This is a genomic window from Eubacterium sp. (assembly GCF_057858645.1).
This window is the reverse complement of record NZ_DBLZZO010000005.1, coordinates 76,221-89,329: the sequence shown is the minus strand read 5'-3', so window position 1 is coordinate 89,329 and position 13,109 is coordinate 76,221. Positions and strand designations below refer to the sequence as shown.

Annotated in this window: 14 protein-coding genes and 1 riboswitch; all 14 genes read left to right on the top strand. The window is 32.6% G+C overall.

Annotation, left to right across the window (positions count from 1 at the left end; translation table 11 throughout):
* Positions 1-56: 56 nt before the first annotated feature.
* On the top strand, positions 57-1,535 hold the full coding sequence (locus ACZM4J_RS03075; protein ID WP_489485584.1) for a right-handed parallel beta-helix repeat-containing protein: 1,479 nt from the start codon (positions 57-59) through the stop codon (positions 1,533-1,535).
* Positions 1,536-1,632: 97 nt separating this feature from the next.
* Positions 1,633-1,761: a hypothetical protein gene (locus ACZM4J_RS03070; protein WP_489485583.1), complete on the top strand. Its 129-nt coding sequence runs from the start codon at positions 1,633-1,635 to the stop codon at positions 1,759-1,761.
* Positions 1,762-2,056: 295 nt separating this feature from the next.
* Positions 2,057-3,010 (top strand): leucine-rich repeat protein, encoded by a 954-nt coding sequence (locus ACZM4J_RS03065; RefSeq protein ID WP_428245227.1) that lies wholly within the window; start codon positions 2,057-2,059, stop codon positions 3,008-3,010.
* Positions 3,011-3,024: 14 nt separating this feature from the next.
* Positions 3,025-4,110: a leucine-rich repeat domain-containing protein gene (locus ACZM4J_RS03060; protein ID WP_428245228.1), complete on the top strand. Its 1,086-nt coding sequence runs from the start codon at positions 3,025-3,027 to the stop codon at positions 4,108-4,110.
* Between the two features lie 77 nt (positions 4,111-4,187).
* Positions 4,188-4,302, top strand: a riboswitch (FMN riboswitch).
* A 445-nt stretch (positions 4,303-4,747) separates the two neighbouring features.
* On the top strand, positions 4,748-5,836 hold the full coding sequence (ribD, locus tag ACZM4J_RS03055; RefSeq protein ID WP_022164534.1) for a bifunctional diaminohydroxyphosphoribosylaminopyrimidine deaminase/5-amino-6-(5-phosphoribosylamino)uracil reductase RibD: 1,089 nt from the start codon (positions 4,748-4,750) through the stop codon (positions 5,834-5,836).
* A gap of 5 nt (positions 5,837-5,841) precedes the next feature.
* Entirely contained in the window at positions 5,842-6,546 is a 705-nt protein-coding gene (gene ribE, locus ACZM4J_RS03050; RefSeq protein WP_022164533.1) for a riboflavin synthase, read from the top strand.
* Positions 6,547-6,701: 155 nt separating this feature from the next.
* Entirely contained in the window at positions 6,702-7,904 is a 1,203-nt protein-coding gene (locus ACZM4J_RS03045; RefSeq protein ID WP_022164532.1) for a bifunctional 3,4-dihydroxy-2-butanone-4-phosphate synthase/GTP cyclohydrolase II, read from the top strand.
* A gap of 253 nt (positions 7,905-8,157) precedes the next feature.
* Positions 8,158-8,622, top strand: a complete 465-nt coding sequence (ribH, locus tag ACZM4J_RS03040; RefSeq protein ID WP_022164913.1) for a 6,7-dimethyl-8-ribityllumazine synthase — start codon at positions 8,158-8,160, stop codon at positions 8,620-8,622.
* A 247-nt stretch (positions 8,623-8,869) separates the two neighbouring features.
* Positions 8,870-9,298: an SseB family protein gene (locus tag ACZM4J_RS03035; protein ID WP_022164912.1), complete on the top strand. Its 429-nt coding sequence runs from the start codon at positions 8,870-8,872 to the stop codon at positions 9,296-9,298.
* 430 nt (positions 9,299-9,728) lie between these two features.
* Complete coding sequence (locus ACZM4J_RS03030) at positions 9,729-10,178, top strand: flavodoxin (protein WP_022164911.1); 450 nt, start codon at positions 9,729-9,731, stop codon at positions 10,176-10,178.
* Positions 10,179-10,303: 125 nt separating this feature from the next.
* Positions 10,304-10,657 carry a metallophosphoesterase family protein gene (locus ACZM4J_RS03025; protein ID WP_022164910.1) on the top strand — a complete coding sequence of 118 codons (354 nt, stop codon included), beginning with the start codon at positions 10,304-10,306 and terminating at the stop codon, positions 10,655-10,657.
* Positions 10,658-10,667: 10 nt separating this feature from the next.
* The gene (locus tag ACZM4J_RS03020; RefSeq protein WP_022164909.1) at positions 10,668-12,014 is read left to right on the top strand and encodes an MATE family efflux transporter; all 1,347 of its coding nucleotides are present in this window, start codon (positions 10,668-10,670) and stop codon (positions 12,012-12,014) included.
* 31 nt (positions 12,015-12,045) lie between these two features.
* A complete protein-coding gene (locus ACZM4J_RS03015; protein ID WP_489485589.1) occupies positions 12,046-12,300 on the top strand; it encodes a discoidin domain-containing protein in 255 nt (84 codons plus the stop codon).
* Positions 12,301-12,550: 250 nt separating this feature from the next.
* The gene (locus ACZM4J_RS03010; RefSeq protein WP_022165922.1) at positions 12,551-13,012 is read left to right on the top strand and encodes an Hsp20/alpha crystallin family protein; all 462 of its coding nucleotides are present in this window, start codon (positions 12,551-12,553) and stop codon (positions 13,010-13,012) included.
* Positions 13,013-13,109 lie beyond the last annotated feature (97 nt).

The window sequence follows — 13,109 nt, the reverse complement described above, 5'->3', positions numbered from 1 at the left end:
AATTAAAGAATATAAAAATATTAAACAAGGAATTGTATTAAAAGAGGAGAAAAACTATGGAAATAAATGTTAAGGATTATGGAGCATTAGGAAACGGAATAGATTACACTAAAGAAATTCAGAAAGCGCTCAATGAAGGTGGAAATATTTATATACCAAAAGGAGAATATCTTATAAGTAGTCCATTAGTAATTTATAAAAACACACATATAAGAATGGATGAAGATACTATATTACAAAGAAGTGGGAGTGTAACAATTAATCAACAGGCAACTAGTCCTGAACTTTACACATCTGGACCATATGCAATTTTTACAAATGGCGAGAAAACAGATGTATATTATGATTATAATGGAAATGGTAATATTTCAATTAGTGGTGGAGTAATAGATTGCAATGGTGAAAATGAAGATACCCCAAGCAATGGCATATGTTTTGCACACGCAAAGAATATACATATTAGTAATATTACAATAAAAAATGTTAGGTCAGGACATCATATTGAAATTAATTCGTGTTCATTAGTTACAATTGTAAATTGCAAATTTCATAATCACCATAACATTATTGTCGATTCAAATAAACGAAGCCACAGTGAAGCGATTCAAATTGATTTAGCTAAAAATATACAGGTGTTTCCATTATTTGGAGGATGGGATAATAAACCATGTACATTCGTTAATGTAAGGGAGTGCTATTTTGCTGAAACAGGTGATGGTGTGGGAAGTCATGCGTGTACAGTTAATTCACAACATCAATCAATTCAAATAGAGGATAACTTCTTCTATAATATAAAGTATAGTGCTATAAAACCATTTAATTGGACGAGATGTAATTTTGATAAAAACATAGTATTAAATACTGTTAATGGGAGCGCAATTGAAGCCGAAAATCTTTATGACAGCATAATCTCGAATTGTATTTTGAAGGGAATTAGCGGAAATGGTGTTAAACTAATAAACTCGAATAATATTGAAGTGATTGGAGGAGAAATTAAAGAATGCAAAAGCGCAGGTGTGTCGGTTAATACAGAAAGTGGAAGAATAGCTAATGCAAGTGGAAGTAATGTTAAATTGTCCAATATAAGTATATATAATGGGAGTACTATTGGAATAAATGTAGCTTCAAATAATACTATGGTAATGGGATGCAGTGTTTATAATAATGGTTCACATGGATTGTATGTTCATGATTGTGAAAATTCCATTATTCAAGGTTGCGCTATAAAAGAAAATGCATCCTATGGCATTACATCAACAGTTAACTCTGTTAGTACAATAATAAAAAATTGTATATTTCTAAACAATGGTGGTACAGATGTGCTAATTGGAGGGAGCAGTGCAGGATATGCTCAAAAAAAATATGTTAGCGGAAATACCTTCTGTGATAAAAAAACTTCGGGATATAATATATGGGTTCAAAGTGTATCTAAAAATAATGTTATAGTAAACAATGATATGTGTATGGGAAACTTGACAACTAAGAAAAAAATTGATTCTTCGTCTACATATGTATCTGGCAACATTGAAAAATAAGTTAAATGAATTTCAAAGTTCTGTTTTTTATATCCAATCCATAAGTTAGTCAGCAATGATATAATAGGTATGTATCCTCCTGAGATTGGAGGAAAAAATGCCTGAGAAAAGAAAAAAAGGACAACACTTAACCTGGGAAAACAGGCAGGAGGATACGAAAAGGATAGCCAAATCCAAAGGCATCCAGAAGTTACTCTTGCACTGTGATTTCCAGGAGCCTGGTTAGTATGCTCAAAAATCCATTGATTTAACTTAATTATAGAGTCGACAAAGGAAAAACAACAGCTAAACAATTGAAAAATGAAGAAACCAGAAGTTAGTTTTGCATTCAACTTTTTTTATTTGCTAATGCAATAAATAGTAAAAATCCTACGTTTAAAAGTATATAGATAAAATAATGTGAAAACTCTTGCGCCGTTAGTATGAAGTAATTAAAACAATGTAGAACAATTTAAGCGAAGAAAAGATTACTTACATATTTAGCAAGTAATCTTTTCTTTTTTTTCAAAGGAGGTTTTTTTATGAAACAAAAACTATGTAAAGTAACAATGATATTTAGTATATTGGTAACAACAATATTATTTGGGATTAGTGTTAGTGCAAATGATAATATTACTAATATTGAAGATGTAAAAGGACATGGAACATCATACGATAAGATTTATATTGATGAAAATTATCGTGGTGATGCAGTGTACAACACAAAATACCAATATGTAGATTGTAAAAAAGAGTTTGTAGTGGCAGAAGGAAATTCAAAATATAAGGCTATAGACGGGGCGCTTTATTCAAAAGATGGAAAGATTTTATATTATTTTCCAAGAAGTAAATCACAGTCATACAAGTTAATTACAAGTGCTGAAGTTATAGAAAATAAGGCTTTTTATAATTGTACATCATTGAAAAAGATTGATTTAAATAAAGCAAAAAAAATAAATTCTAATGGAATTTCACAATGCAAAAATCTAAAAGAGATTGTGTCAAATAATATTAGCAGAATTGAAGAACAGGGTATAAATAATACCGCAATAAAGCAAATAAAGTTAAATCAGAAGGCAAAGCTGGATATACGTGCTGTAGACAGCAATATTTTAATAAAAACTAATAAAAAATTTAAAGAAATAAAGCCATATGTATATAGCTGTAATAGATGGTATAAGATTTCAAAAGCAAAAGGATATGATGTTAAGAGCGTAATATATAGTGGATTTAAACCAAAAGACAAGAAAATTGTAAGGGCAAAAACATCAAAAAATGTCTATGACAAGAAAATAAGAAAAAAAGTTTTAAATAAATTTAGAGAATTAAATTACGACTTTAGATATGACAAAAATTTAAAAATAGACTTTTTTTCGGAGTATAAGCACTATTTTATAAAAACAAAGGTAAGGGCCTATAAATACATAAAGAATAAAAAAGTGTATACAAAGTGGAGTGATTATATGGTTTATGATTCATGGCATGATGCAGATTAAAGGAGGAGAAAGTTATGAAAAAATTCTTACTAATATTATTAGCGCTTACTATGTGTTTTCAGGTAAATATTGTAGGTGCCAGCGAGAATGCAGGCGGTGAAGTGAGCATAGATAAAATTCAGCATGGCTCAGATTACAGAGTAATAACAATAGACAAAAATTATACCGGAAGTATAGATGAAATTTGGCATTGGACAATGAATAGCGTTGAAAGTGTAAATGTTGATAAAGACAATCCTAAGTATATGTCAGAAGATGGAATTTTATTTTCAAAAGACAAAAAGACTATACTTTATTATCCAAGACAAAAGAATATTGGTGGTAGCTATACCATCCCTGAAACAGTTGAGAAAATAGCGGAACATGCATTTAATAATGCACAGTTGAAAACTATCAAAATGGAAGATAACATTACTTCAATAGGTACTTATGCATTTGCCGGTTGCGGAGTCGTAGATATAACGGTTCCTAAGAAAGTAAAAGTGATAGCAGAACATGTATTTGCAGGAAGTTACATAAAGAATATCGACTTAAATAATGTAAACAAAATAAAAGACTATGCATTTTCAGAATGTAATTATCTAACAAAAATCAATTTGAAAAATGTTAAAGATGTTGGAAAAGAGGCTTTTGCAAACTGCAACAAACTTAAGACAGTTAAAGGTCCTAAAGTAAAAAACATTGGAAAAAATGCTTTCTACACAGCCAAAGTAAAGAAAATTTATTTGCCAAATTCAGTGAAAATGGCTGAAAGAGCATTGAATACTGTTACAAAAATAAGCTATACTAAATCTTTTAAAAAGATAAAGCCTTATATGTTATATCCATTTACTTGGAATGATGTTGACACAGCTAAAGGTTACCAGATAAAAATAACTATTAGTAGTAAAAAGAATAAAAAAATCAAAAAGACTTTTGTGGAGAAAACTAAAAAAAGTTACATTCCAAGTTACGGTAAACTTGACAGAAAAATGGGCAAGTTTGTAAGCAAAAATAAAATTGCACCTAAAGACGTAAAAAGCACATTCCAATATAGGGCGTATAGAAAAAAAGGTGGTAAGACATTGTACACAAAATGGAGCAATGTTGTGAAATTATAAAGAGAGTGTATTAATAACTAATAATATAAAGTTGACATTTAGTTTTAGGTAGAGTATAGTTTTAAACGAAAACAAAATAAACTCTTCAGGGCAGGGTGAAATTCCCTACCGGTGGTAAAGCCCACGAGCCGCAAGGCATGATTCGGTGAAACTCCGAAGCCGACAGTAAAGTCTGGATGAAAGAAGATATGGAATAAATTTAAAATTTATATTGATAATTAGAAGCTCTGGAAATGTATTTCCAGAGCTTTTTTATATAATAAGAAATTCCTTCACAATTTCTTATTATATAAAAAACGTTCCACTATGGATGCCCACTGGTGCGAAAGGAAATTAATAATTATCATAGAGTGAATTTGAAATGAAATAATGTTAATAATTACTTCAATAATTTATTGAAATGTTAATCGGTATTAACAGGAATTGATTAGATAACATAGATTGAAAAAAGCCCTGAGCATATGCTCAGGGCTTTTTATGTAATAGAAATTCTTTCAGAATTTCTATTACATAAAAAGCGTTCCACATGGATGCGTATTCGTGGGATAAGAAAATAGTTGCAGACGGGCACGCACTCAGCGCAAAGAATGTCACAAGCGACATTCTTCATTATTTACACAAAATCAGGAGGTGAAAAATGAATTCTGAATATTATATGAGAATGGCACTGGATTTAGCAAAAAAAGGAATGGGTTACACATCGCCTAATCCAATGGTAGGTGCCGTTATTGTGAAAAATGGAAAAGTTATTGGCAAAGGCTACCACCACAAGTATGGTGATTTGCATGGGGAAAGAGATGCTCTTGCAAACGCCACTGATGATGTGACAGGAGCTACCATGTATGTTACATTGGAACCTTGTTGCCACAAAGGGAAACAGCCACCATGTGTGGAGGCAATTATTCAGGCAGGTATAAAGAAAGTTTTTGTAGGTTCAGATGATCCTAATCCATTAGTGGCAGGCAAAGGGATTAAAATTTTACAGGACAATGGAATAGAAGTTGAAACTCATATTTTAAAAGAGGAATGTGACAGCTTAAATAAAGTTTTTTTCCACTATATTCAAACAAAAACGCCTTATGTAATTTTAAAATATGCAATGACCATTGATGGAAAAATTGCTACTTACACTGGCGAGTCTAAGTGGATTACAGGGAAAAAAGCCAGAGAGCATGTACATAATAACAGACATAGATACAGTGGAATTATGGTAGGAGTTGGAACAGTGTTGGCTGATAATCCAATGCTTACCTGCAGAATTCCAGAGGGCGTAAATCCAACAAGGATTATATGTGACACAAATCTAAGGACTCCCATTGAGTCAAATATTGTACAGTCAGCAAAAGACATACCAACCATAATTGCAACAGGAAAGGTTGAAGAAGAAAAGGTAAAAACTTATGAAAAACTAGGATGCAAAATTCTTCAGCTACCTGATGAAAAAGGCAAGGTAAATTTGGAAAGCCTGATGAAAAAATTAGGAGAGATGAATATTGACAGTGTCATTGTTGAAGGTGGTGGAACTCTTAACTGGTCAATGGTAGCTAAGGGACTTGTTAATAAAACAGAGATTTACATTGCACCTAAAATTTTTGGTGGGAAAGATGCCAAGACACCGGTTGAAGGACAGGGATTTAAGTTGCCAGCCGAAAGTTTAAATCTTGAAAAAAGTAAGGTCAGCATTCTTGGTGAAGATATTTTAATTGAAAGTTACATAAAGGGGTGAGGCTAATGTTTACAGGAATTATAGAAGAAATGGGGACTGTTAAAAGCATAAGAAAATCTGCCAACTCAGCAATATTAACTATTGGTGCTACAAAAGTTTTAGAAGAAACAAAAATTGGTGACAGCATTGCGGTAAATGGAATTTGCTTAACAGTAACTGAAATAGAAAGTCAGTTTTTCAAAGCTGATGTAATGCATGAAACTTTGAAACGTTCATCTTTAAATAATCTGAAAACCGGCAGTAGGGTAAATTTGGAAAGAGCAATGGCTGCTAATGGACGATTTGGTGGTCACATAGTTTCAGGTCATGTGGATGGTGTAGGCACAATCGCAAAAATAGAAAAAGACGATAATGCAATTTGGTACACCATTAAGACAGCCCCTACAATACTTAAATATATCGTAGAAAAAGGTTCCATAACAATAGACGGAATCAGCCTTACTGTTGCAAAAGTGAGTAATGAGAATTTTGCAATCTCAGCAATTCCACATACAGTTCAGGTAACGATTTTAAAAGATAAAAAAGTTGGTGATGTTGTTAATTTGGAAAATGACATTATTGGAAAATATGTGGAACGGTTCCTTAGCTTTGGCGGAGATGTGGTTGATGGTCATAATCAATCATTAAAAAATAATGAGTCATCAGACAATAAGCAAACAAAAAGCCATTCAGGAATAACAATGGAGTTTTTAAGTAAGCATGGTTTTTGACGGAATGTTTAATCAAAGTAAGCAATAAAAAACGTTCTACTATTGATGTGCATTCGTGCAGAAAGAAAACAGTTGCTAGAGCAATATGAGATTAACATACAAAGTATCATAAGTGAAATCTATTAACAGTTTTTCAGTAGAAAGAGAGGTAGAAAATGTATCAGTTTAATACAGTAGAAGAAGCTTTAGAAGAATTAAGAAATGGAAAAATTATTTTAGTAACAGATGATCCTGACAGAGAAAATGAGGGAGATTTTATTTGTGCAGCAGAGTTTGCCACAACTAAAAATATTAATTTTATGGCAACTTACGGAAAGGGACTTATTTGTATGCCAATGTCAAAGGAGTATGTGGAAAAACTTAGAATTCCTCAAATGGTTACAAATAATACAGACAATCATGAAACAGCTTTTACAGTTTCAATTGATGGGGTAGATACAACAACAGGAATTTCAGCAGCAGAACGTTCAATGACAGCTATGAAGTGTGTTGACGAAAAAGCAAAACCGGAAGATTTCAGAAGACCAGGTCATATGTTTCCCCTTTTGGCAAAAGACAATGGTGTGTTAGAAAGAAACGGCCACACAGAAGCCACAGTTGATTTATGCAGATTAGCAGGTTTAAAGGAATGTGGTCTTTGCTGTGAAATCATGGGTGAAGACGGTACCATGATGAGAACTAAAGAATTAGTTCAGTTGGCTAAGGATATGAATATCAAAATGATTAGCATTAAAGATTTACAGCACTACAGAAAAGTACACGAAAAATTAGTGGATAGAGTGACAGTTACAAAAATGCCAACAAAGTATGGTGAGTTTACAGCATACGGATATGTAAATAAATTAAATGGCGAACATCACATTGCATTAGTAAAAGGTGATATTGGAGATGGTAAAGACGTTCTTTGCAGAGTTCATTCAGAATGTCTTACAGGTGATACTTTTGGTTCACTTAGATGTGACTGTGGACAGCAGTTTGCTGCCGCAATGACTCAAATCGAAAAAGAAGGCAGAGGAATTTTACTTTATATGCGACAGGAAGGTAGAGGCATTGGCTTGATAAATAAATTAAAAGCATACGAACTTCAGGAAAAAGGTATGGATACTTTGGAAGCAAATTTAGCACTAGGATTCAAAGGAGATGAGCGAGAATACTATATCGGCGCTCAGATATTAAGAGATTTAGGTGTAAAAGATTTAAACCTTTTAACAAACAATCCGGACAAAGTATACCAACTAGAAGAATTTGGAATGGAAATATCAAAACGAGTTCCAATTCAAATGGACGCAACAGAATATGACTTATATTATTTAAAAACAAAACAATTTAAAATGGGACATATTCTCCAATACAAATAATAAAAGAGAAGATTAATAAATAATCAAAGACAAAAATAAATAAGTAAAAACAACAACTAAAAATATTCTCTGCACAGCTAAAGACTTTATAAGAAAGTGCTGTGGAGCCGTCGGTCCATAAAGGCAGCGTAGTCGGCTTTATAGGACCGCTACGAGCGGAACGCAGCGGGAGCGTGCTTTCGATAAAGTATTTAGTTGGGCAGAGAATAGGGGATAGTGTTGATATATTAAGATATGAAAGGTAGGAAAGAAAATGAATATTTTAGAAGGAAAAGTAGTAGCAGAAGGCATGAAAGTTGGAATTGTAGTGGCAAGATTTAATGAGTTCATTACATCAAAATTGCTTAGTGGAGCAATTGACGGTTTGGTAAGACATGATGTAAACGAAGATGATGTAGACGTTGCATGGGTGCCAGGTGCTTTTGAAATTCCACTTGTGGCATCAAAAATGGCAAAAAGCAGAAAATATGATGCTGTAATTTGTTTAGGAGCTGTTATTAGAGGAAGCACAAGTCACTATGATTATGTTTGCAATGAAGTATCAAAAGGTATTGCAGCAGTTTCAATGGAAAATGACATACCTGTAATGTTTGGTGTAATTACTACAGAAAATATTGAACAGGCAATTGAACGTTCAGGAAGCAAGGCTGGAAACAAAGGATACGAGTGTGCACTTGGCGCTATTGAAATGGTAAATCTAATTAGAAAAATAAAATAATATTAATTTACAAATTTAAAAAAATGCATAAAATAATTACAACCTAAATGCAAAATAGTGAGATTTTCTGCTGAAAAAAACATCTGTTGGTGGTATACTAATCATAATAAAAAAAGTATGATTTAAATTTAAACCAGGATTTAATTTTAAACAATAATGTTGCAAAAATATTGGATTTTATCGGATTCCAATTTAAATAGCAAAGGTAAATTTCGGAAGAAATGAAAGTACAAAGGGGTGAAATTTTATGCACAGGGACAATGAAAAAATCGATGCAGGTTTAAAAGAAAACTATAGAATCGAGGAAGCTATTGAGGCACTACAAAAAGAAAGCAGCTATGAAATGTTGGCACATACTCTTACGGTTATTCGTAGAACAATGACAAAGAAAGCACAGATGATTATAGCTGTGGAGCCACCAAGGGGAGATAATCAGATAAGATTACAGGTTGTGGAAACTCCTGATGGCAAGAAATGGTGGGCAGCGTTTACAAGTTTTGATGAGGAAATGAAAGGTGGAAATCAGGTAATGTCCACATTCCTTGCAGACATGGATCAATTGTTGAAATCATCTTTAAGTGCAAATGATATTGAAGGTGTAATTTTTAATCCATGGAACAAAACAATAATGCTAAATAAGAAATTAATTAATATTGTATTAGGAAACATTGTGTAAAACAGGACAGGTTGTTGATTTATTATAAATGAAAAGATAACAGAATAGGTTGTTAATCTGTTATAAATGAAAATAAGAAAATAGGTCAGGTTGTTAATTCATAAATGTGAAGAATACAATAGATAAAAAATAAGCAGTCATAAATTACTAAAATGGTATGAATACTTAACCATTATTGTTAGTAGTTTATGGCTGCTTATGGTTTAAAAATATAATTACACTAGCAAACACGCATTTGACCTGTAAGTTAGTAAACTATATTCTTTATAATTTCTTATTCTACATTCTTATGGAAGAATGTTTATTGCATAAAAAATGTTTACAAATAAGATACATAAAAGGCATATCCATATATGCATAATAGGTATTAGACATGGTAAAGAAGCTAGTGTTATATTGTAAATAAAGTTATAAAGAAGGAGTGATACATATGAGTAAAGTATTAGTAACATATTTCAGTGCAAGTGGAGTAACAGCAAAAACAGCTAACAAGTTGGCAAAAGAAGTAGATGGTGATTTGTTCGAAATTGAACCAAAGGAAAAATACACATCAGCAGATTTAAACTGGATGGACAAGAAAAGTCGTAGTTCTGTAGAAATGAATGATCCTGCAAGCAGACCTGAAATTGCAAAGCAGGTTGAAAATATGGACATGTATGATACAGTATTAGTTGGATTTCCAATTTGGTGGTACGTTGAACCAAAGATTATTGACACATTTTTAGATAGTTATGATTTTGCAGGAAAGACAGTAATACCATTTGCTACATCAGGCGGAAGTGGAATCGAAAATGTAGAAAAGAACTTACAGAAAGAATACCCGAACATTAATTGGGGAAAAGGCAAGTTATTAAACGGAAGTGTTAAGGCTTGGTTTTAATTGCCAAAGTTAAAGAATTATTTGTGTAATAGAAATCTCTTGGGATTTCTATTGCATAAATAAAGTTCAACTATGGAATGGTAAAATACAACAATATGGATTAACCAGAAAGGAATGGAGAATTTATGATATTTATTTGGGTTGTGCTTCCAATTATTGCAATTGGAGCAGTAGGATTTTACCTTTTTAGAAAAATCTACAGGGCAGTTGATTTCTTTAAAGGTGAAATGAAAAAGTCTAAAAAGAACATATCAGCAATAGTTGGAACAGCCTTGATTTTGTCAGGTCATACACACGCTGGTCAGATTTTACCAATAGGTTTGATTTCGCCATTGTTCCATATGAATGATTTGAATTATGGCTATGTGAAAGAGAGCAATCTTAATGAGATAGTTACATCCGGAATTGCAGGTTGGGGGTATCCAATAAGAACTGAAAAGCATTCAGAGTATGCGATTATAGATATTAAAAATAAATAAGGAACACATAATGGCAAAGAACATAGATTTAACAAAAGGTAATATTTCAAAAGGCTTGTGGGCGTTTGCAATTCCGTTGATGCTGGGAAATGTAATGCAACAGTTTTACAACTTAGCCGATACATGGGTAGTGGGAAGATTCATTGGCAACACCGCTTTAGCAGCAGTTGGCTCGTCATATACTTTAATGACGTTTCTTACATCCATTATTATTGGGTTATCTTTGGGAAGCAGCACTTTTATTTCAATGGCGTTTGGAAACAAAGATAATAGAATGATTAGAAACGGAATTGTTATATCTTCAGAAATTACCTGTGGTCTGACAATAATACTGATAATAATTTCATACACTTTTTTAGATAAAATTATAAAGGTTTTAAATGTGCCAGATAACACATTTGCTGATATGCGTACATATTTGTTTTATGTATTTATAGGATTTTTTGCAACGTATATTTACAACTATTGTTCCAACCTGTTAAGGGCAGTTGGCAATTCTGTAACACCTTTAATTTTTCTTGGCGTTTCTGTGGTGTTAAATATAATACTCGATTTATATTTTGTAATTGGACTTGGTATGGGAATAATTGGAGCAGCAGTTGCTACGGTAATTTCCCAGTATATTGCAGGGCTTGGAATATTGATATATTACATAATAAAATATCCGGAATACAGAGTCAGAAAAGAAGATTGCAGGTGGAGCAAAAGCAATTTTAAAAATATCCTGTCACTATCAGGTTACACCTGTATTCAGCAGTCGGTGATGAACCTTGGCATACTTATGGTTCAGGGAATAGTTAATGGATTTGGACAAAATGTAATGGCGGCATTTGCGGTGGCGGTGAAAATTGATACCATTGCCTATATGCCCGCACAGGATTTTGGAAATGCCTTTTCTGTTTTCGTAGCCCAAAATTATGGTGCCAATCAAAAGCAGCGAATTAAAGAAGGTGTAAAAAAAGCAGGTATTAGTGTAGTCCTATTTTGCCTGGGAATAAGTGCTTTGGTATTTATATTTGCAAGACCACTTATGTCAATATTTGTAAGCAGTAAGAGTGCAGCAGTTATAAGTACGGGAGTGACTTATTTAAGAATAGAAGGTGCCTTTTATGTAGGAATTGGAATTTTATTTATGCTTTACGGTTTTTATAGGGCTATAAATAAGCCATTAATGTCAGTAATTCTTACAATAATTTCTCTTGGAACACGAGTTGTTTTAGCATATTATTTATCAAAAATACCGGTTATAGGAGTAATTGGTATTTGGGTAGCCATACCAATTGGTTGGTTTTTATCGGATTTGACGGGCATATTAGGATACAAATTTATTAATAAAAACACTGAAAAAACCTTATAATGATATGCTCCCTATATAGTAGACAGATTGAATAATTAAAAATCTACTATATAGGGAGCATATCATAAAATGGGCGTTCCAGTGCTTTTTTTATGCCTATAACGCAAAGGATTATGGGGCAGAGGGAAGTGGAAATAATGATTCAAGATGGTCATCAAATTTTGCAGATGATGCATGGCTTATAATTGACCTTGAAAAAACATATATGATTAACAAGGTTGTAATTAACTGGGAAGCTGCATACGGAAAGGCGTATGACATTTTAGTGTCAGTTTACGGAAAATAGACTCACAGGCTGAAAGCACAAATTGGAAAGTTCACAAAAAATTCACAAAAAATTCACAAAAAATTAGCACTCACCTCTTGACAGTGCTAACAAAAAGGACTATAACATAGTTGTACAAAGAAAAAGGTACAAAGATAAATACAAAAAGGCTAAAAGGTCTCAACGTGATGGCGCACAACAAATTAGTCGCTACGCCGTAGCGCATGACAAATTAAGTTTTAGTTATGTAATATGGAAGGAGAGATGACTTATGATGATGCCTAGTATTTTTGGAGAAAACTTATTTGATGACTTTATGGATGATTTTTCAAGAGGCTTTGATTTCCCAGAGTTCCCAGATGTTGACAAGAAATTGTATGGTAAACATGCTAAGAATTTAATGAAGACTGATGTTAAGGACACAGAGAATGGCTATGAAGTTTCTATGGATCTTCCAGGATTCAAAAAAGACGAAATAAAGATGAAACTTGAAAATGGTGTATTAACAATTAATGCAGCTAAAGGATTAGACAAGGACGAGAAAGATAAGAAGGGTAAATATGTAAGACGTGAACGTTATGCAGGTAGCCTAACAAGAAGTTTCTATGTTGGTGATCATGTAACTGTTCAGGATGTTCATCCTAAATATGAAAACGGAATTTTGTCTTTCACAGTTCCAAAAGAAAACAAACAGGTTGAAGAAAAAGAAAAATTTATAGAAATTGAAGGATAAATAAATTATTCATATGGTTGTTTAGAGAATAAGCAATAAATGAAAAAACCTAGGACTACAGTAATGTGTCCTAGGTTTTTTTGTGCTCCGTATGTTT

Coding starts and splice junctions, on each gene's coding strand:
- ACZM4J_RS03075 (WP_489485584.1), top strand. CDS start 57: ATGGAAATAAATGTTAAGGATTATGGAGCATTAGGAAACGGAATAGAT.
- ACZM4J_RS03070 (WP_489485583.1), top strand. CDS start 1,633: ATGCCTGAGAAAAGAAAAAAAGGACAACACTTAACCTGGGAAAACAGG.
- ACZM4J_RS03065 (WP_428245227.1), top strand. CDS start 2,057: ATGAAACAAAAACTATGTAAAGTAACAATGATATTTAGTATATTGGTA.
- ACZM4J_RS03060 (WP_428245228.1), top strand. CDS start 3,025: ATGAAAAAATTCTTACTAATATTATTAGCGCTTACTATGTGTTTTCAG.
- ribD (WP_022164534.1), top strand. CDS start 4,748: ATGAATTCTGAATATTATATGAGAATGGCACTGGATTTAGCAAAAAAA.
- ribE (WP_022164533.1), top strand. CDS start 5,842: ATGTTTACAGGAATTATAGAAGAAATGGGGACTGTTAAAAGCATAAGA.
- ACZM4J_RS03045 (WP_022164532.1), top strand. CDS start 6,702: ATGTATCAGTTTAATACAGTAGAAGAAGCTTTAGAAGAATTAAGAAAT.
- ribH (WP_022164913.1), top strand. CDS start 8,158: ATGAATATTTTAGAAGGAAAAGTAGTAGCAGAAGGCATGAAAGTTGGA.
- ACZM4J_RS03035 (WP_022164912.1), top strand. CDS start 8,870: ATGCACAGGGACAATGAAAAAATCGATGCAGGTTTAAAAGAAAACTAT.
- ACZM4J_RS03030 (WP_022164911.1), top strand. CDS start 9,729: ATGAGTAAAGTATTAGTAACATATTTCAGTGCAAGTGGAGTAACAGCA.
- ACZM4J_RS03025 (WP_022164910.1), top strand. CDS start 10,304: ATGATATTTATTTGGGTTGTGCTTCCAATTATTGCAATTGGAGCAGTA.
- ACZM4J_RS03020 (WP_022164909.1), top strand. CDS start 10,668: ATGGCAAAGAACATAGATTTAACAAAAGGTAATATTTCAAAAGGCTTG.
- ACZM4J_RS03010 (WP_022165922.1), top strand. CDS start 12,551: ATGATGATGCCTAGTATTTTTGGAGAAAACTTATTTGATGACTTTATG.